Source organism: Alkalibacterium kapii (genome assembly GCF_007988865.1).
Lineage (GTDB): Bacteria > Bacillota > Bacilli > Lactobacillales > Carnobacteriaceae_A > Alkalibacterium > Alkalibacterium kapii.
Window position 1 is genome coordinate 12,284 of record NZ_BJUY01000024.1, and the last position, 18,655, is coordinate 30,938.

An 18,655-nucleotide genomic window follows, 5' to 3' on the forward strand; every position below is an offset into this window, starting at 1 on the left:
AACTTTCAAGAATGAACGAATAGGCACGTCTGCCTATTCGAGACCTTATTAGAGCTCTTGGAATTAGCTGTTTTTATGAGGTTCGTGGTATTGGAAGTCACATTCGGGACGGCTCATAGTTTTTTTCGGTTGAGTTTGCCGATGTGAGGGGTACATCATACAACTCAAGTGAATTGCTAGCTGAGTCTGCCGATGTGAGCCTTACATCACACAACTCAAATGAATCGCTAGCTGAGTCTGCCGATGTGAGGGATACATCATACAACTCAAATAATTTTCTGGCTGAGTCTGCTGAAGTTGAACCTACGTCTTATAAGTCGTCCTGAAAGACTGAATTAGTGAACTGATGTAAAGCATTCATACCTACCTCGAACACTAATAGAGGCTATTCATTCTCAAAAAGTATGAATAAATCCTCAAGTGTGAGCTTATTTTTCTCTTCTTCATTCAAATCCAGCTTTATTTTCCCGTTTTCCATCAGAATCAAGCGATTACCATAAGTCAATGCGTCTTCCATACGGTGCGTGATCATTAAACAAGTCAAGTCTTTCTCTTGGATCATCTGGTTCGTTAAAGTCATCAGACGTTTCGAAGTTTTCGGATCCAGGGCAGCAGTATGTTCATCTAAAAGCAATAGATCAGGCTTTGTCAAAGTAGTCATCAATAAACTGAGCGATTGCCGCTGTCCACCTGACAAGTGACCCGTCGGTGTATCGAGATGATCCTCAAGACCGTTGCCGACTGACGCACAAAGTTTTTCAAAGTCTTTCCGGTTCTCTTTCAACTTCCTCGGTAAAAAAGGCCGCTTCTTCCCTCTTTTTAAGGCCAGAAGAAGATTTTCTTCCACTGTCATGCGTGGAGCAGTTCCCATTTTAGGATCCTGGAAAACGCGTCCCACGAAACGTGCGCGCTTTTCTTCGGACCAATGCGTCACATTCTTTCCTTTGTAAGCAAGCTGGCCGCTCGTCACGGAAAGAGAGCCCGATATGCTGTTGAACAAGGTTGACTTGCCGGCCCCATTGCCGCCAAGTACTGTAATGAAATCCCCTTGTTCGATCGTTAAGTCGACATGATCCAATATCGTATTGTTCATGTCTGATTCGTTCTGGATCGTTTTCGTTACATCTTTCAATTCCAACAATTCTTTCAATGCTGTCCCTCCTCTTTGCTGATTTTAGACAAATTCAACCCTTTACGAAGCTGGGGCGTCATGAGGAATAATGCCAGGATCGTCGAACTGAAGATGCGGATATAAGTCGTATCAAAGCCTAACTGAATAACAGCTAGAAGAAGCAGCTGATACAGCACACTCCCGATGATGATCGTGATCAGTCGTTCGCCCAAAGTCACTTCTTTGAAAAGGACTTCTGCAATAATAATGGAAGCCAGGCCGATGACGATGATACCTATGCCGCCATTCACATCCGCATAGCCATTGTCCTGGGCGATCAGTGCCCCTGACAATGCAGTAATGCCGTTTGCAAAGACCAGTCCCAGAATCTTCATGTTATCCGTTTTTATCCCAAGTGAACGCGCCATCGATTCGTTGTCACCCGTTGCGATATAGGCTTGGCCTTTACTCGTATAAAAGAAGAACAGCAGAACACTTATGACTATAACGAGAGCGATTATGCCAACGACGATCACATCAAAGTAGTTCGGCAGGCCGGTAAACACATCGTAAAGTTTCGGATAATTCAGCAAGCTTAAATTCGGACGCTGCATGACAAACAGAATAACCGAATGCAGCCCCGACATGACAAGGATACCAGACAGGATGACAGGTATTTTCCCTTTAGTATAAAGAAGACCGGTCACAAGTCCCGCTCCCATCCCTGCCAGGATCGCCAGTAATGTTGCCGGAAAGGGAGGGATGCCCGATACGATCGCCGTAACAGCTACAGCCGCTCCGAGCGGAAAGGATCCTTCCACAGTTAAATCCGGAAATTTTAAAATTCGATAAGTGGTGAAAATGCCGATACCTAAGATGGTCCATAAAAAGCCTTGTGCGATTGCCGATATAAACATGTGCTGATTTCCTTTCTTAGTTGCCCGGTTCTATGATCGTTGCTTCATCCAGTAGTGCTTGTGGGATCTCTACACCCAGTAATTTTGCTTGTTGAGTATTGATCAGTTTATCTCCCTCGTTCAAAATATAGACGGGATAGTCACTTGGATCTGCCCCATCCAGTACTTCGGCAGCGATTCGACCGCTTTCAACGCCTGTATCCATCTGATTGATCCCTACTGTAGCCAGTCCGCCTTGAGCGATCATGGAATCAACCGTCGGAATAAGCGGCACGTCATAGCGATTCGCTTCTTTAACAACGGTATCAAAAGCACTGGCAATGGTATTATCCGTCGGCAAGTAGATCGCATCCACTTCCTGAGCCATCGTCGCAACAGTCTGTTTGATTTCGTTTGTACTGGACACTTTATAGATAACTGGATTCAAATCGTAGTCTTCCAATGTATTGATGGCACGCTCTGCCTCTGCTCGGGCGTTATCCTCACCTGAACTGTATAAGACCCCGATATCGGATGCTTCGGGAAGTATTTCCAGCACGATGTCAAGCTGTGCTTGAACTGGAGCCTGATCCTTGACGCCGGTAATATTTTTCCCGGGGGTTTCTTCTGAGTCAACTAAGCCGGCCCCTACTGGATCACTGACAGCGCCCATAATGATCGGAAGGTCATCCGTGGCATTCGCGAAAGCCTGGCTGGCTGGTGTTCCGATACCTATAAGGATATCAGCCCCTTCTTCGATCAATGACTGGGCCATTGTGTTCATTAAATTCTGATCGCCCTGGCCATTCTGGAAAATGATTTCAGCGTTTTCTCCCTCCACATAACCATTTTCCGACAGACCCTTTCTTGCTCCTTCAGTAATGGCATCCAGTGCAGGGTGACTCGTTGTTTGAAGGATTCCCACGACAACAGCCTTCTGCTCGTCAGTGTTTTCTGATATTTTTTCATTTACTTGGTCTTTATTTGAAGAATCGGCGCTATTTTCAGAATCGCCTATCGAAAAAGTAAATACCCCAACCAATAGTAAAGCAAGTGCTCCCAATACGATCATTAATTTTTTATTTTTCATTTTCTAACATTCCTCTCACATTTTAATTTTTTTATATCAACTTCCAGCGAACCATTCCCAGTCAGATAGCATCTGCATCAATCCTTTCTATGTAAAAAAACAACAGTCAAAACGGTTTGCTTTTCCCTTTTTCAAAAAATTGGGTAAAACAAAAAGGCAACTTCCACGAATATAAAAACTCTCGTCGTGGAAATTGCCTATATAAATAGCAAAAACCACACAGATGGTGTTGTCATCTATGTGGCGTAAACTCAAATAAAGCATCAGAAACAAGCCGGCATAGATACAAAATTTAGATTGATCTAAACGTTGTATCCATGAAAGAAAAAGATCCTATCATCTATACAACGATCTTCGCCAGCTTTGCCAAGCATTATTCAATTTATAAGAACCAGCAGATTGTGTATACATGCGAACCTCTCCTTCGTTTATCTCTAATGTATTTCTCATATTACAGAGTCTTTTGTCATTCGTCAACCATTAATCTCTGATTTGTGTGTTTTTTTGAAAAACCATTTTTTTAAAATATAAATCTATCCTCTGAATCCCACTCGTAAGGGAGCAGAATCTTACCCGGTCAACTCTGCTTGCTTCACTATTTTTTTAATGCGCCAGTCGACTAGCCACTGTGCTAGAAAGGATGTGCCTATAGCAGTAAAGCTTATAACCAGTTCATAATCACCGGTAAAGCGTCTGGAAAAAAACAACGTGATCAGAACTAGAAGCAGAAAAATTTTCACTACACTATTTATAATGAGTATTTTTTTGATCCTCTCGTCTTTGACCTCTTTTTCTTTCAATAAAGCAGCGACTTTTAATCCTCTGAACATTGTTACATAAGGCGATGCATAAGCTTTTTGGCTTGCCTTTCTCATACTGACAACTTCCAGCGAAAAAATTGCCAGCGTCAAAATAACAATAAAAACATCAACAAAACCCATGGATTTCTCTCCTTCTTCTGGAATCATTCCCTTTATCAGTAGTCTAAGCTTAGTTAAAAGTCTTGTTTGTGTCAATAATCAATTTACTGCCTCCAGATTCATGTTAAAATAAAACGTAACAGAATAAAAGAGGTGCAGAAACATGACTAAACAGAAAGTAGCCATAATCGGTGCCGGCATTGTGGGAGCTTCCGCCGCCTATATTTTAAGCAAAGAACCACACATCGATTTAACGGTTTATGACGAAGGAACAGGACAAGGAACCTCGGCTGCTGCAGGAATCATCAGCCCCTGGTTGTCTAAACGACGCAACAAGAAATGGTATAACATGGTCAAAGAAGGTGCGGCCTTTTATCCTGATTTTTTAAATAGTGTTATGGATGGTGAATCAGTTCCTTCCAGTGTATATAAACGCGTGGGAACACTCCTTTTTAAACATAAAGATAAACAGCTAAAAGAACTTTTTGACATCGGTTTGAAAAGACGAATACATGCGCCTGAGATAGGAGAACTTGCTATACTTTCTCCCCAAGAAATTAAAGAGTTGGTTCCAATCTATACTAAAAACAAGTCAGCGCTCTATGCTTCTGGAGGGGCACGGGTCGATGGTGAAAAACTTGTCGACCTCTTACTAAAAAAAGCAGTCAGTAACGGTGCCAGGTTGATACGCGAACAGGTCAAACTTGAACGCAATAATCACGCTTATGCCATTTCTTATGGTAGCAAGAAGGATTCAGCCGACACTGTCATTCTTGCAGCTGCAGCCTGGTTACCAAAACTACTGGAACCGCTCGGCTATAGTGTCGATGTCCGTCCACAGAAAGGACAACTGGTGGAAGTGGCATTGAATGGATATGAAACTGAGGATTGGCCTGTCATTATGCCTGAAGGTGAGCGAGACATTATACCTTTCGAAGGAGGTTCTGTTGTTATTGGTGCTACCCACGAAAATGATAAAGGCTTCGATTTGGAAATTGAAAAAGAAACATTGTCTGCCATGATCAAAGAAGCCTCGCATTCGTTTTCCGATCATTTCAGCAGCTCTTCCATTACATCTTATCGATCAGGAACACGCGCGTATACGTCTGACTTTGCTCCATTTATGGGGGAAGTCCCAGAGCTGGAAAATGTTTACGCAGCGAGTGGGCTAGGATCGACAGGGCTTACAGCGGGTCCCCTTGTGGGCAAATGTCTGTCAGAACTCGTTTTAAACAGAAAAACCTCATTGCCGCTTGAAGATTATCCAATCAATCAATACGTCAAAAAAACAAGGTAACTAAAAACCCCTCAAGAATGATTTTCTTGAAGGGTTGCTTTTTTCTTATTATCATTGACCTTTGGTATCGACTGGATTTCTGATTTCCTTTTTCGTCAAGAACAAACTGTATATGCCTAAGCTGAAAGCCAGTACTGCTAATCCTAACGAATATCCACCAATAACATCGGATGGGAAATGGACGCCTAAATAAATCCTGCTGATTCCGATCAAAGCGATGAGTGGGATGATGATGATAGTAGCAGGCAGAATCACTTTCCATTTAGAATAGGTTCGGATGATAAGAAAGAGTAAGGCGCCATACGCGATCATTGATCCCATCGCGTGACCACTGGGGAATGAATACCCGCCCTGTTCAATCAGAGGGTCGAAGCCACTCGGACGTTCCCGCTGGAAAATGAATTTCACGATCTGATTTAATGCACCGGCCCCCAAACTCACAGTGATCAAATACCACCAGGCTATTTGCTTGTTCTTCTTATAAAAGCCGGCATATCCTGATATAACAACGGTCAAGAGAGCAATAAACCAGCCGTCACCAAGTCGTGTAATGAAAATGAATACAGAATTCAACAGGGATTCTCTTTCCTCATAAAATTCAGTTCCGATCACTTGGTCGAGTTTGCCCACAAAGCCCCAGTCGTAAAAACTGATCCATACAAGCAGTAAAAAAGGGATCGTCATCAAAAGTCCTAAAGTAAAAAGACGTTTAGGTGTTCCAAAATGTTTCAATATAAAATTTTTTATGGTATCCATCTTTTCAGTCCTTTCAGGTAAGTCATTACTTCTATCATCTCTATTATCCTGGTAAATTTCAATCGATATGCATTTGTTTTCAGTTTCTCTCATTGACTTCAATGACCCAGTTGTGTAGAGTGAGTCAGGGAATCTTTAATATTAAAGATTGCTTCCCCAAAAATTGTCACTACTGACAGAAAATAGAGGGATATGAAATGAAAGTATTTGATTATGAAGACATCCAGTTGATTCCAGCTAAATCCATCGTCAGAAGCCGATCAGAGTGCGATACCAGAGTAACACTTGGAAAACACACCTTCGATCTTCCGGTCGTTCCGGCAAATATGCAGACGGTCATCGATGAGGCACTTGCAGTTTGGCTGGCTGAGAACAATTATTTTTATGTCATGCATCGTTTTGAGGAATATGCCAGAAAGGCTTTCATTGAAATGATGAAAACAAAGCAGCTGATTTCTTCTATCAGTCTTGGTGTCAAAGATTATGAATATGATTTTATTAAAGAACTGGATAAAGAAAATTTGATTCCAGATTATATTACTATCGATGTAGCCCACGGACATTCAGACCAGGTCATCGATATGATCAAACATGTCAAGAGTTTCTTACCACAGACCTTCTTGATTGCCGGTAATGTTGGGACACCAGAAGCAGTACGCGAACTTGAAAACGCGGGTGCTGACGCTACCAAAGTTGGGATCGGTCCTGGGAAAGTCTGTACGACAAAACTTAAAACTGGCTTTGGTACGGGAGGCTGGCAGCTTGCTGCACTTTCTTCATGCAGTAAAGCCGCAAGAAAACCCTTGATTGCTGATGGGGGTATCCGCACCCACGGCGATATTGCCAAATCCATCCGATTCGGTGCAACCATGGTCATGATTGGTTCATTGCTGGCTGGGCACGAACAGTCTCCAGGTGAAACGATTGAAATCAATGGAAAAACTTACAAAGAATATTTCGGTAGTGCCTCGTCACATCAAAAAGGCGAAAGACGCAACGTTGAAGGAAAAAAAATGCTGACAGAATATAAGGGTGACATAGCAGACACTTTGCTCGAAATGAAGCAAGATCTGCAGTCTTCTATTTCTTATGCCGGTGGTAACGATGTTGAAGCACTGAGAAAAGTAGACTATGTGATTGTTAAAAGCTCGATCATGAATGGCGAACATTATAATGCGAGCGGCATTGACATCCCAGACAGCTATGCTTCAAGCAATTTCAACGCTTAATTATTTTAAATAAAACACTATCAGCCTTTATTGCTGATAGTGTTTTTATTTTTTAAACAATTCAACGACAATAACAATGATCATATACAAGAATGCAATAAATAAGGCGATAAACAGTGCCCAAAAAGGCAGGTCGATAAATAGACTCAACAACAAATAAATGATCAGCGTAAAAAACGGCACGGTGACGATCGTTTTTGGATCGATATCCATCATTTAACCTTCTCACTCTGTTTTCTGATTGATTTCACGGATCGTTTGCAGTATCTGCTGGACGCTGTCTTCTACGACTTTGTTTTCGATAATTAAGTCAACATCATCCGGCGGGGTCAATTCATTGATCGACCGGCTGAACTCTATTCGATCTGAGATCTTGCTTTCTTTGTCGCCTCTGGCTCGCATGCGTTTTTTCATTTCTTCTTCAGAGACGTGAACAAAAACAACAAAGGTTTCATCAGGATATACTGCCTGCATCGCTTTTGCTCCGTTTTTATCTAAAGAAACATGAACGATTGGGTGGTGGATCAATGCTTTTTGCACTTCAGCTTTGGTGAGACCATAGAGATTGCCATTATAGATGGTCTGTTCAATAAAATTATCCGGATCCAAATCTTCCTTGTTTCTAAAATAATAATCTACCCCGTCAATTTCTCCTTCACGCTCTTTACGTGTGGTCGTCGTGACAAGTTTAGGATAGCCTAACTTGGAAAGCTCTTCTCCTAACGTTGTTTTACCACTACCGCTTGGTCCTACAATTACAATGATCCGTTTTCCCTGCATCACTATCCTACCTTTCTTATCACTTATTTAGTTTTGCCTTATAACTCGTCCTTTTTCGCTTTATATTTTAACCACCTAAAGTAACATCCGTTTTCTGGTACCAGGACAGCGCTTCATGCAGATGATCTTCTTTGTAATCCGGCCATAGATCATTGAACACATAAATATCTGAGTAAATCGACTGAACAGGTAAAAAGCCACTTAATCGACGGCGTCCGCCCCATCTTAAAATCATATCCATCCGGGAAACATCACGGGACGCAATCATTTTTGTGATATCAACTGAGGTTTCTTCGGTTGTTTCCTTCAGTGCATGATTTAAATCCCAATTCCAGCCATAATTGACCAGAAAATTCACTTTCATTATGCCTTCTCCAAATTTTGTCCGCTTATTTGCATAAGGAAGCAACTCTTTTGGGAAAACTTTGGAATCTGTATTACCTAAAACAAGTAGATCCGCATCTTTTCCCTTTAAGGCATTGACGGAGTCTACACATGCTTTTTGAAAAGCCTTCGTCTGAAGTGCGGGCCGTTTGACATTATCCATGGTAAATCCATAATAAGTCATTTCTTCCACGCCCATCTCAAGACAAGCTTCATAAAGTTTCATACCGGGTCCAATACCATGATCGTACCCATCCTGTTTCTTCATCCCCTTAGTAACAGCCCAGCGTCTATTTCCATCTGGGATAACACCAATGTGCTTGGGTAAGCGTTTGTATTTCACCATTTATCTATCCGTCTCCTTCTAATTCAAACTTCAGACACTTGTAAAGTTTTGTTAGTATTATCATACCGTTTTTAACCTCTATTCATCAACTATATCGCTAGAATTCCCTTAGATATTTCCTTTATCATCTTAAAAAGTTAAAAAATGAATGGTTGCCTAACCAAAATAACCCGGCACGACTTATCAATGGATAAAACGTACCGGGTTTATTTTTATAACTTATTCGATTTTTTACAGAGAATAATTCTTTGCGTCGAACAAAAAGGCTTCCCGGTCTTTAGCGGGTACCATTGAGCCGCCGGTTGCCCAGGCTAGATGCGTGGCTTGTTTCATTTTATCTTTAAGTTTATTTTCTTCTATATAAGACTGACCATCTTTAGATTGAATCAGACGGTGCGCACCGATGATTCCGGCAACGGCTGCCGGTTCAAGAAAAATACCTTCACTCGTGTACAATTGAGACAATAATGCTTTGAAGTGTTCATCCTTGAGTGTGTAGCCTCCGCTGAAGAATGTCTGCATGATTTTTGATACTAGACCAGACGTTCTCGGAACAGCTAAACCATCTGCAACTGTTGATCCGCCTAAGCCAAAATCAAAGACAGACAAGGCATCATACTGCTGAGTCATCAGACCAATCATCATGCTGGGCATTTTTGTCGGCTCGGCAAAGAAACAATGGACGTTGTCACCAAAAGCTTGTTTCAAACCAAAGGTCACGCCACCGGGAGACCCTCCGATACCACAAGGAAGATATACAAACAATGGATGATCTGAATCAACTTTGATCCCTGCCTTTTCCACTTGTTCTTTCATACGGAAGCCGCCGACAGTGTAACCTAAAAACAGGTCGACTGAGTGCTCGTCATCAACAAAATAACTTTTAGGATCAGCATCTGATTGAGCACGGCCTTTTTCTACAGCTTTAGAGAAGTCTGTATCGTGTTCAATCACTTCTACTCCAATGTTCTTTAAATACTCTTTCTTCCAGCCTTTCGCTTCGACTGACATGTGTACAGTTACGTCAAAACCTAGTTGCCGCCCCATTGTTCCGACACTGATCCCTAAATTCCCAGTCGTCCCGACAGTGATATTAAATCCCGAAAAGAACTTTTTCACTCGATCACTGGCAAATACTGCATAATCTTCATTCGTATCTTTTAGATAGCCGTGTTCGAGTGCCAGTGTTTCTGCATGTTTCAGCACTTCGTAAATTGCTCCTCTAGCTTTGATCGTTCCCGATATCGGCAGAAGATCATCACGTTTCAGCCACAAACGCCCCGGAACTTCTTCATTCAAGGTTTCATCTAGATATTTTTTCATTTCTGATATTTCTGATACTGGAGATTCAATAATGCCTTTTAAATCTGACGTTTCAGGATAGGCTAATTCAATAAAGGGTGCAAAACGCTCGAGTCGCTCTTTTGCATCTCGGATATCATCTTTGGAATAGTCAGTTTCTGCTGTTGCTTCTTCAGCAGGCATCCTCATGGTGTTTTTCCAGAATACCTCTTCATTTTGTTTTATTTTATTTAACAAGGGTGTCTTTTCAATTAATTTACTCACATCTTTGTCCGTCATTACTGGCTCCCTCTCTATTTTTATTATTTTAAATCGTATTCAGCTCTACTATTATAGCATACTACATTAAACTGAAAAATAATCGGTATTGCCTTCTAATCAGAAGATAATGTAAAAAATTACAAGTACGCTAAAATTATTTTTTAGGAATATTTTCTTCATCATATGTTGCTGTCAGATATTTTATAGATTGATCAATCAGTTCTTTCAGTACACTTATATCAATATCTGCTAACTTGTTTACATACACACACGCTCTACCTGTCTTATGTTTGCCAAAGATTCTCAATAATTCATCACGCTTGTCAAAACCAGTCGGAAAATACAGACTGATCCGGGCTTTTCGGGGAGAGAATCCCACCAGTATTGCATCTCCTTCATGTCCCGATTGGTATTTATAGTGGTAAGCCCCATATCCGATGATGCTCTTCCCCCACATTTTAGGTTGCATTCCTGTTGTTTCCGTAAAAACATCTAAAAGTTTAAAAGCATCTTCGCGCTTTCCTGGATGTTCGATTGCTTCAATAAAAGACACCACACTTTTATCTGTCGGTTGCGTTTTAAGTTTATACATTTTTACACCTTCCGTTGTTTATTTTAATATAACATTTCATCTAGTAAAAAATAAATCAATACACGAAATCCATTAGCAATTAGATGAAATAATCGTTATACTAAGCGTATTGAAAAGAACTTTTCAGGAGAAGGAGTGATCAGTATGCAGAAGTATCCTGTGGCACGGATTGTAGATATTTGCGTTGAGGCAGGAAGAGTGATGCTAGAAAACGGAGCTGAAACTTATCGGGTAGAAGATACTCTTTACCGGATAGCTAAAAGTTACCAGTTTGATAATATCAATGTTTTCGTTGTGCCCACTGCTGTAATTATCACGATCCAGGATGATGACGGACAGGATTATACCGAATTGCTGCGGATGAATGATCGAAATACTAACCTGGAAAAAGTATCGATGGTCAATGATTTGTCCAGACAGTTAGCTAAAAAACCATTGCCTCCTGAAAAGGTCAACAAAAAACTTGCCAATATAATAAATACGCCGACTAACTTCACTCGTTTCCAGAGGAATATCGCTATGGCCTTCGCCTGCGGAGGATTCACTCTCTTGTTTGGAGGTTCTTTCATGGATGTCCTTCCGGCTTTCATCGCTGGTGGCCTTGGTCATTACTTGTTCGAAGTTGTAAACAACTGGACAAATGTTAGTTTTTTTGCTGAAATGGTCGCTTCTTTTTTTATCGGCCTTATGTCTGTCATATTCGTCCGGCTTGGTTTTGGACTAGATGAGAACGTCATTATCATAGGCAGTGTGATGTCACTGGTACCGGGTATGGCTATCACAAACAGTTTCAGAGATTTAATGGCGGGTCATTTACTCGCTGGCGTCGCTGTTCTAGCCAAGGCTTTGATTACTGCAGGTGCTATCGGTATTGGTATAGCCATCGTTCTTGCATTTTTATAAGGAGGTAAATTCATGACCGTAACATATCTTACTTATCTGCTGGCAGCTTTTGTTTCTACTTTTGGCTTTTGTGTCATGTATAATGTTCCGACACGAACGCTTCTGGCTTCGAGCATTTCCGGTGCTGTGGGCTGGCTGGTTTTTTATATTATCGCTTATCAGTTTGAATTGGTACTCTTTATCGGTGCGGGTGCAGCCTCGTTCCTCATTGCGTTTTTGAGCCAGTGGTTCGCCAGGCGTTATAGGATGCCCGTCATCGTTTTTGCTGTTCCGGCAATTATTCCTCTCGTTCCAGGGAGCTCAGCTTATTCTATGATGCGTGCTTTTATAGAGGGAGATTCAGAAGCTGCACTGTTATTTGGCACAGAAACATTTTTAATATCAGGGGCTATCGCTTTAGGACTTTCCCTTAACAGTGGTTTATTTCAAGTTTTTTCCAGTCGGGCGTTTGGACGACGGGAAAAACGTTACTTACCTTGAACCTTGTTCAGTAAAGTTGTTTACCAGCACAGAAAAAGTGGAGGAACAGTCTAATAGACTGTTCCTCCACTTTTATTATTTATCTAATATAATTTGCCGGGTTAACTGTTCTTCCATTTTTATATACAATAAAGTGTAAGTGTACGCCTGTTGATCGGCCGGTTGTCCCCATGATACCTAATTGTTGACCCTGTGACACGTTCTGTCCGACAGACACGTTCAATCCATTCTGCATGTGTGCATAGAGGGAACGATAACCGTCTCCATGGTCGATGATGACTCTGTTGCCATACGTACCTGAATACGACGCAGCTACCACTCTACCTGACCTTGCAGCTCTGATTGGTCCGCCGCCAGCGATATCTAATCCATTATGGAAAGACCCGCGTGCGCCCGTGACTGGGTGAACACGATACCCGTAACTTGAGCTGAAATAACCACTTGCCGGACGCAACCAGCCACCATTAGATGATGAGCTTGACGTTTCAGCTTGTTCTTTTTCCTTCTCAGCTTTGGCTGCTTCTGCGGCTTTACGTTCTGCTTCTGCCCGTTCAGCGGCTGCTTTTCGAGCAGCTTCTTTTCTTGCTGCTTCAGCGCGTTCTGCAGCTGCTTTGCGTTCTGCTTCTCTATTTTCAGCTGCACGTTTATCTGCGGCTGCTTTTTCTGCCTGACGCTTTTCTTCTGCACGTCTTTCTGCGGCAGCATCTTTTTTCTGCTGTTCTTTTTTAGCATTCTTTTCCTGTTTTTGAACAACTTGAGCAGCTTTCACTTCTTTATCTTTAGCTGCTGCTTTAGCATTTTCTTTTTCACGTTCTTCTTCCAAGCGTTTTTCTTCAGCAATTCGAATAGCTTCCAGACGCTTTTCTTCAGCCAGACGTTCCTCTTCCAATCGTTTCTCTTCAGCGATACGCTCTTCTTCAGCTTTGATGTCTGCATTTAGAGCCATCGTTTCCTGGGCCAATTCAAACTGTTCACTGACAAATTGTTCTTTTTCAGCAGCATTCATTTGATAACGTTCAGCTACATACATGATTTCATTATCGAGTTCCGTCTGCTGAGCGGAGAGTTCTTCACGATTAGCTTTTACTTCGACTAACAATGTTTCTACTTGTTCTTTTTCCATCTGAATTTTCGACTCAGCTTCAACAAGCGCATCCTGATCACGCTTTTGGTCTTCGATTATTGTCTGGTTGGCTGAGACAAGTGTACCAATAATACCCATTCGACTAATTAAATCTGAAATATCTTCAGCCGATATAATCATATGTATGATATTCGTCGGGTTCCATTTCGTTTGGGTCGCACGTGCTTGTGTCTGCAATTTTTCATTTCTCAACTCGATGGCTTCAGTCAATCGTTCGATTTCTTTATTCAATTCTTTTATTTCTTTATTTTTTTCTTCTAATAAACCTTCTTGTTTTTCAACGTCTTTTGATAATTCTTCAATGGTTATTTGAAGAGACTGGATATTTGTTTCCAGTTCCTGTCTTTCCTGTTCCAATTCATTCATTTCGGATTCAGTTTCTTCAATGACAGAACCTAATTCTTCTGAACGGTTTTCAATAGTGTCTTTTTCTTTCTGCAATTCTTCTAAAGTTTCTTCAGCGTAAGCGACATTACTCACCATAGGAGCAGCAGTTGTTAACAGCATTGAAGAGACGAGACCGATGATCATTTTATTTTTCAAGTGATTTCCTCCATCATGTCATATTTTTCCGTTACAATAGGCTTTTAATTAGTTTAGTGTTTTCTAACTTAGACCAATAGTACCATTCTTTAAGAAAGGTTAAAATCAATAGTCGATTACAGTTATATTACACTTTGTTTTAGACAAACTTTAGACAAAATTAACTTCAGTTATTTATAACTGTGAAAATCATTTCATTTCACTTCATCTTCGTAAACCAGTTCAATATAAAAAACGCATCTGCTTTGGCTATATATTTTTGGCCAAAACTGATACGTTTATAAATTTTTTAAGACTTTTTATTTTAACAAAAGAGATACTCCTAACAGCAATCGAAAAAAGCTTCCTACTTATGACTATTAATTGGATAAACTAATCCATCTCTTTCAGCATACTGACATACCTTCTTTCAATAAGATATGTGACAATGAGTTTGAGACTCAGATATGTCGGTGTCGCAATAAGTGCACCAACGATGCCGAATAGATTGATCGAAACCAGGACTACAATAATGACTGTAAAGGGATGGATGGGCAATTTCGTTCCCATAATGTAAGGCGTCACTAAATTTGACTCGATCTGTTGCATAACGACGGCAATCAAAAGCGTTTTTAAAACCAGCGGCAAACTAATCGTCAAAGCGACAATCACAGCCGGCACTGTTCCTATAATTGGACCAATAAAGGGAATGAGATTAGTCACTAAAGCAATAACTGCGAGCAAAAAGGCATAAGGAATGCCAATGAGCAAGTAACCAAAATACATCAGAATACCTAATATGATCGCAACAATCATTTGTCCACTAATATAAGTAGCCAGTGTCTGATCGATTTTCACCGCTACTTTGTCCTGTGCTTTTCGCTCTTTTTTGTACTGTTTAGCTAGATGTTCCTGCCATGCTTTCTTTATAAGTGAATCATCTTTCATTAAATAGAAAAACGAAAGAAAGGTGAGCAGCACTTGGGAGCCGATACTGCCGACACTAGAAAACAGATCCGGTAAGCGTCTGGAAAATGAAACCACTTTACGCTGGAACCAGTTTACTGCATCATTAAACAGATCTTCGGCTGGTAAATACCGGTCTATAAGTTGATACAGCGTTGCATTTGACTGAGAGATCTCAGAAAAGTTTAAACTTGTTGCCAGTTGAATGGCCTGTTCATATACAACCTTGAACACAAAGAACAAGAGAAAGCCGAAAATCACTAAAAATAATGTCAATGATAAAAAGGCAGCTAGACCATCTTTACCTGTTTTTTTGAACAACCACTGTTTGATGGGACGGAAAGCATAATAAAGATACGTACCAAATATAATCGGTATCAGTAAGTAAACTGCTACACTGAAAACGGGATAAAAAGTATCAGATAATAAGCTTAGTAAAAAGACAGCTAAAAGAATCAAGACGACATTGATCAAACGTCGCGTCAGTTTAGAGTGGACCATGGCAAACTCCTTTTATATGTGATCAAACCGGTAAAACGTGAACTTAGTTACTACCGCTCTCTCTACTTTAACAGAATTTTTTTATCTTGCCACTATAAAGTAAAACGGGTCACTAATGAGTTACAGACTTTTTCAAAAAAGCGCCACTTTTATTACTGTTATTTGATCAACCTCTGTATTCTATAGCTAATCCTTTAAGAAAATTCCGTGCATATCTGTCGCCGCATTCCTGATAATTACGGTGATCTTCTTTTCTCAAAACAGCACTCAATTCACCTTTGGAAATATAAACGTCAGCTTCTTCAAGAATATCGAGCATGTCTTCATTCTTGAGTTTCAAAGCGACTTTCATTTTTTTAAGTAAAATATTATTGACGTCTTTGTCATGTTTTAAGGCGTAAGTCATTTTAACAGGCTCACCAGATTTGGTCAGTTGTCGGCCCCTCTTGTAGACGATCAGACCATTAAGAAACGATTCAAACAAGCGATTACTACATTCTTTCTTGTAGTGGTTCTCTGAAAAGTTATCGTTGTTTTCGATATCACTTTCATCCTTTTTAGTTAAAAGATAGCGGACGTCGCCTACTGTCATATCTGCTTCTCCCAATTTAAATATTTCCACCATTTCTGCATCCTTTAAATCCAGTGCGTACCGCAGCCGCACCAATCGGTCATTGTTATTCATTAAATCAGCACCTTTCTGATAAACTCAATCTACATGAGCTCTTTTCTTTATACAGTATACCGGGAACGACTCAAGATATAAAACTTAATATTTATCCAGCTACTAAAGTTCTGTTCGTTAGGTTGATATTGTTAAATTTAGACTTAATAAGAAGAAATCAGCTGATACGAGTCTCAAATGTTGTTATCTTAAGGAGTTTTTCCTTTTTTTCCAACCACTTCTGAAGCTAACTGATTATCTTAAGCAGTACTCGTTTGTTTTCATTCACTTCTTAAGTTAGACAAATATCTTAAGAAGTACGTGCCTTTTTCTATCTCACTGCTTAAGAAAACATTCTATATAACGAAATCTCAATAAAATAATCATCATAAATGATCAGTACATCCTGTTATTTAAAAAAGCACTGACAGAATCGATAATAACGTCCGATTCATCAGTGCTTTTATTGTTAAAATGACATGTTCAGTTGATTTTTTGTTAGACTAAATTTCTACCGTTTGTTTCAATGACTTTTTTGTACCAGTTAAACGATTTTTTCTTTTTTCGTTCCATAGTCCCTGAACCGTCATCGTGCTTATCGACATAAATAAATCCGTAGCGTTTGGAGTATTGACCTGTCGAGGCACTGACAAGGTCGATACATCCCCAGCTTGTGTATCCAATCAAGTCGACGCCATCTTTGACTGCTTCGCCCATTTGTCTGATGTGTTCACGTAAATAATCTATGCGGTAATCATCCTGGATGGTTCCGTCTTCTTCAACTTTGTCATAGGCGCCTAAACCATTTTCAACGACCATCAAGGGTTTCTGGTAGCGGCCGTATAGTTCGTTCAATGCAATGCGCAGGCCCACGGGATCGATTTCCCATCCCCAGTCACTGGCTTCCAGGAAGGGATTCTTAACCCCACTGATCAAATTGCCTCGTCCAATGTCATCTGCTGAGTTCTCTTTCTTATCTGTACGTGACATATAGTAGCTGAACGAAATAAAATCAGCTGTCCCGTTTTTGATCGTTTCCAGATCGCCGTCTTCCATAGTGATAGAAATATTGTTTTCTTTAAAATAACGGTCAATAAAGTAAGGATATTCACCGCGGACTTGTACATCACTATAGAAAAAGTTGAACAGGTCTGATTCTTTACGTGCATGCATAACATTTTTTGGATCTGAATCAATTGAGTATACAGGTGCATAAATCTTCATACAGCCAATCTGTGAATCAGGAATAATCTCGTGTCCTTTTTGAACCGCACGGGCGCTTGCAACGAATTGGTGATGCAGTCCCTGATAGCTTTCCTGGAGACGTGTGTCCTGATTTTCAGGAGAGAATCCTAATCCAAGTAATGGGATGTGGGTTGTGCCGTTGATTTCATTAAATGTCAGCCAGTATTTCACTTTATCCTGATAGCGAGTATATATTGCTTCCACGTAACGGTCAAAAAACTCAATTAATTTACGGTTTTTCCACCCGCCATATTTTTTGATCAAGTGGAGCGGCGTTTCGTAGTGAGCGATCGTTACAAGTGGTTCGATATCATATTTGGCTAGTTCATCGAATACACGGTCATAAAAAGCCAGCCCTTCTTCATTCGGTTCCATTTTGTCGCCTTTTGGAAAAATACGGCTCCAGGCAATACTTAAAGGAATGATGATCAGTAAAGTCAAGGAACTAAGAATAACTTAACAACGTCTGGTATTACTTTTTTCAACCATCTCTCAACTTTTCCAGCAAAGTATGTTGCAAAAATAACCGGAATAACTGATGATGAGTAACTCATCAAAATAAACGGGACACCCATGAAAGTAATATAAACTGGTGATTCAAACAATGTGCCCGCAAAAAGCGTATAAAGCACTTCACCGCTGGATATGCCTGACAGCGCCGGATAGACAAGAGAGGCACCAATAGCCATACCTACAAACGGTTTAACATTAAATTTCTTGGCTGATGTATACCCTAAAAAGATCGGCAGGAAGTAAAACAGTGAATCACCGATGGCGTTTAGGATCTGATAAGTACCAGACGCTTCTGTCAGTAAACCGAATGAAAGACTAACGCATTAAAACCTTTGATCATACCTGTTGCAGCCAGTACACCAAGGAAAGGCGTGAAGATAGCTTAAATAGTATCGATTGCGCGACTGAGTAAACTCTGATCAGAATCGTTGGAATCGTCTTCCGGAGACTGAGAAGTGCTTGTCTCGAATCCTCCCTCTTTTACTACTGCTTCAAACACATCGGGCACGTGATTACCGATGACTACCTGATACTGTCCTCCGCTTTTCATGACGGTGACAACACCATCCATATTTTTCAAGACCTCTGTATTCGCTTTCCCTTCATCCTTTAATTTGAAGCGTAAGCGAGTGATACAATGAACCACACTTCTGACGTTTTCTTTCCCTCCAACATTTTCAACAATTTTTCTTGCGAGTTCTTTATATGCCATTTCGTTTCCTTCTTTCTTTCAAATTTTTAAAATAGCCTAAA

General features: G+C 40.6%; 17 protein-coding genes and 2 pseudogenes. 4 read left to right on the forward strand and 15 right to left on the reverse strand.

Annotation, left to right across the window (positions count from 1 at the left end):
* Positions 1 to 385: 385 nt before the first annotated feature.
* The 4 genes from AKA01nite_RS07870 to AKA01nite_RS07885 form a co-directional block, all read right to left on the reverse strand.
* Positions 386 to 1,150: an ABC transporter ATP-binding protein gene (locus tag AKA01nite_RS07870; protein ID WP_186805140.1), complete on the reverse strand. Its 765-nt coding sequence runs from the start codon at positions 1,148 to 1,150 to the stop codon at positions 386 to 388.
* A complete protein-coding gene (locus AKA01nite_RS07875) occupies positions 1,147 to 2,028 on the reverse strand; it encodes an ABC transporter permease (RefSeq protein WP_146924774.1) in 882 nt (293 codons plus the stop codon). The genes AKA01nite_RS07870 and AKA01nite_RS07875 overlap by 4 nt, the downstream gene beginning before the upstream one ends.
* Positions 2,029 to 2,044: 16 nt before the next feature.
* Complete coding sequence (trpX, locus tag AKA01nite_RS07880) at positions 2,045 to 3,097, reverse strand: tryptophan ABC transporter substrate-binding protein (protein WP_146924775.1); 1,053 nt, start codon at positions 3,095 to 3,097, stop codon at positions 2,045 to 2,047.
* 569 nt (positions 3,098 to 3,666) lie between these two features.
* On the reverse strand, positions 3,667 to 4,113 hold the full coding sequence (locus tag AKA01nite_RS07885) for a hypothetical protein (RefSeq protein WP_146924776.1): 447 nt from the start codon (positions 4,111 to 4,113) through the stop codon (positions 3,667 to 3,669).
* Positions 4,114 to 4,180: 67 nt separating this feature from the next.
* Here AKA01nite_RS07885 and AKA01nite_RS07890 point away from each other — a divergent pair, with 67 nt between their 5' ends.
* On the forward strand, positions 4,181 to 5,314 hold the full coding sequence (locus tag AKA01nite_RS07890) for an NAD(P)/FAD-dependent oxidoreductase (RefSeq protein ID WP_146924777.1): 1,134 nt from the start codon (positions 4,181 to 4,183) through the stop codon (positions 5,312 to 5,314).
* Positions 5,315 to 5,365: 51 nt separating this feature from the next.
* On the opposite strand, the gene AKA01nite_RS07895 is transcribed toward AKA01nite_RS07890, so the two are convergent.
* A complete protein-coding gene (locus AKA01nite_RS07895; protein ID WP_186805141.1) occupies positions 5,366 to 6,070 on the reverse strand; it encodes a phosphatase PAP2 family protein in 705 nt (234 codons plus the stop codon).
* Positions 6,071 to 6,267: 197 nt separating this feature from the next.
* On the opposite strand from AKA01nite_RS07895, the gene guaC reads away from it, so the two are divergent.
* Positions 6,268 to 7,299 carry a GMP reductase gene (guaC, locus tag AKA01nite_RS07900; protein WP_146924779.1) on the forward strand — a complete coding sequence of 344 codons (1,032 nt, stop codon included), beginning with the start codon at positions 6,268 to 6,270 and terminating at the stop codon, positions 7,297 to 7,299.
* A gap of 45 nt (positions 7,300 to 7,344) precedes the next feature.
* Here guaC and AKA01nite_RS09305 read toward each other — a convergent pair whose 3' ends face one another.
* The 5 genes from AKA01nite_RS09305 to AKA01nite_RS07920 all read right to left on the reverse strand — a co-directional run bounded on the left by AKA01nite_RS09305 (position 7,345) and on the right by AKA01nite_RS07920 (position 10,964).
* On the reverse strand, positions 7,345 to 7,512 hold the full coding sequence (locus AKA01nite_RS09305) for a hypothetical protein (protein ID WP_186805142.1): 168 nt from the start codon (positions 7,510 to 7,512) through the stop codon (positions 7,345 to 7,347).
* 12 nt (positions 7,513 to 7,524) lie between these two features.
* On the reverse strand, positions 7,525 to 8,079 hold the full coding sequence (locus AKA01nite_RS07905) for a guanylate kinase (protein ID WP_146924780.1): 555 nt from the start codon (positions 8,077 to 8,079) through the stop codon (positions 7,525 to 7,527).
* 67 nt (positions 8,080 to 8,146) lie between these two features.
* Positions 8,147 to 8,809: an undecaprenyl diphosphate synthase family protein gene (locus tag AKA01nite_RS07910; protein WP_146924781.1), complete on the reverse strand. Its 663-nt coding sequence runs from the start codon at positions 8,807 to 8,809 to the stop codon at positions 8,147 to 8,149.
* A 231-nt stretch (positions 8,810 to 9,040) separates the two neighbouring features.
* Positions 9,041 to 10,390, reverse strand: a complete 1,350-nt coding sequence (gene dsdA, locus AKA01nite_RS07915; protein ID WP_146924782.1) for a D-serine ammonia-lyase — start codon at positions 10,388 to 10,390, stop codon at positions 9,041 to 9,043.
* A 136-nt stretch (positions 10,391 to 10,526) separates the two neighbouring features.
* A complete protein-coding gene (locus AKA01nite_RS07920; protein WP_146924783.1) occupies positions 10,527 to 10,964 on the reverse strand; it encodes a DUF1801 domain-containing protein in 438 nt (145 codons plus the stop codon).
* 144 nt (positions 10,965 to 11,108) lie between these two features.
* Between AKA01nite_RS07920 and AKA01nite_RS07925 the strand changes: the two genes are divergently transcribed.
* Together AKA01nite_RS07925 and AKA01nite_RS07930 are read left to right on the forward strand one after the other, a co-directional pair.
* Entirely contained in the window at positions 11,109 to 11,867 is a 759-nt protein-coding gene (locus AKA01nite_RS07925) for a threonine/serine exporter family protein (protein WP_146924784.1), read from the forward strand.
* Positions 11,868 to 11,879: 12 nt separating this feature from the next.
* Complete coding sequence (locus AKA01nite_RS07930) at positions 11,880 to 12,347, forward strand: threonine/serine exporter family protein (RefSeq protein ID WP_146924785.1); 468 nt, start codon at positions 11,880 to 11,882, stop codon at positions 12,345 to 12,347.
* 79 nt (positions 12,348 to 12,426) lie between these two features.
* Here AKA01nite_RS07930 and AKA01nite_RS07935 read toward each other — a convergent pair whose 3' ends face one another.
* The 5 genes and pseudogenes from AKA01nite_RS07935 to AKA01nite_RS09480 all read right to left on the reverse strand — a co-directional run.
* A complete protein-coding gene (locus AKA01nite_RS07935) occupies positions 12,427 to 14,034 on the reverse strand; it encodes a peptidoglycan DD-metalloendopeptidase family protein (RefSeq protein WP_146924786.1) in 1,608 nt (535 codons plus the stop codon).
* 372 nt (positions 14,035 to 14,406) lie between these two features.
* Positions 14,407 to 15,480 (reverse strand): AI-2E family transporter, encoded by a 1,074-nt coding sequence (locus AKA01nite_RS07940; RefSeq protein WP_146924787.1) that lies wholly within the window; start codon positions 15,478 to 15,480, stop codon positions 14,407 to 14,409.
* Positions 15,481 to 15,646: 166 nt separating this feature from the next.
* Positions 15,647 to 16,165: a YehS family protein gene (locus tag AKA01nite_RS07945; protein ID WP_146924788.1), complete on the reverse strand. Its 519-nt coding sequence runs from the start codon at positions 16,163 to 16,165 to the stop codon at positions 15,647 to 15,649.
* A 477-nt stretch (positions 16,166 to 16,642) separates the two neighbouring features.
* Positions 16,643 to 17,803, reverse strand: a pseudogene (locus AKA01nite_RS09310) (glycoside hydrolase family 1 protein); the annotation flags it as partial.
* A gap of 26 nt (positions 17,804 to 17,829) precedes the next feature.
* A pseudogene (locus AKA01nite_RS09480) lies at positions 17,830 to 18,614 on the reverse strand (PTS transporter subunit EIIB); the annotation flags it as partial.
* Positions 18,615 to 18,655: the final 41 nt, after the last annotated feature.

Excerpts from the sequence above, each read along its gene's own strand:
- AKA01nite_RS07875 (WP_146924774.1), bottom strand. The coding sequence starts at position 2,028 with ATGTTTATATCGGCAATCGCACAAGGCTTTTTATGGACCATCTTAGGT.
- trpX (WP_146924775.1), bottom strand. The coding sequence starts at position 3,097 with ATGAAAAATAAAAAATTAATGATCGTATTGGGAGCACTTGCTTTACTA.
- AKA01nite_RS07890 (WP_146924777.1), top strand. The coding sequence starts at position 4,181 with ATGACTAAACAGAAAGTAGCCATAATCGGTGCCGGCATTGTGGGAGCT.
- AKA01nite_RS07895 (WP_186805141.1), bottom strand. The coding sequence starts at position 6,070 with ATGGATACCATAAAAAATTTTATATTGAAACATTTTGGAACACCTAAA.
- guaC (WP_146924779.1), top strand. The coding sequence starts at position 6,268 with ATGAAAGTATTTGATTATGAAGACATCCAGTTGATTCCAGCTAAATCC.
- AKA01nite_RS09305 (WP_186805142.1), bottom strand. The coding sequence starts at position 7,512 with ATGGATATCGATCCAAAAACGATCGTCACCGTGCCGTTTTTTACGCTG.
- AKA01nite_RS07905 (WP_146924780.1), bottom strand. The coding sequence starts at position 8,079 with ATGCAGGGAAAACGGATCATTGTAATTGTAGGACCAAGCGGTAGTGGT.
- AKA01nite_RS07910 (WP_146924781.1), bottom strand. The coding sequence starts at position 8,809 with ATGGTGAAATACAAACGCTTACCCAAGCACATTGGTGTTATCCCAGAT.
- dsdA (WP_146924782.1), bottom strand. The coding sequence starts at position 10,390 with ATGACGGACAAAGATGTGAGTAAATTAATTGAAAAGACACCCTTGTTA.
- AKA01nite_RS07920 (WP_146924783.1), bottom strand. The coding sequence starts at position 10,964 with ATGTATAAACTTAAAACGCAACCGACAGATAAAAGTGTGGTGTCTTTT.
- AKA01nite_RS07925 (WP_146924784.1), top strand. The coding sequence starts at position 11,109 with ATGCAGAAGTATCCTGTGGCACGGATTGTAGATATTTGCGTTGAGGCA.
- AKA01nite_RS07930 (WP_146924785.1), top strand. The coding sequence starts at position 11,880 with ATGACCGTAACATATCTTACTTATCTGCTGGCAGCTTTTGTTTCTACT.
- AKA01nite_RS07940 (WP_146924787.1), bottom strand. The coding sequence starts at position 15,480 with ATGGTCCACTCTAAACTGACGCGACGTTTGATCAATGTCGTCTTGATT.
- AKA01nite_RS07945 (WP_146924788.1), bottom strand. The coding sequence starts at position 16,165 with ATGAATAACAATGACCGATTGGTGCGGCTGCGGTACGCACTGGATTTA.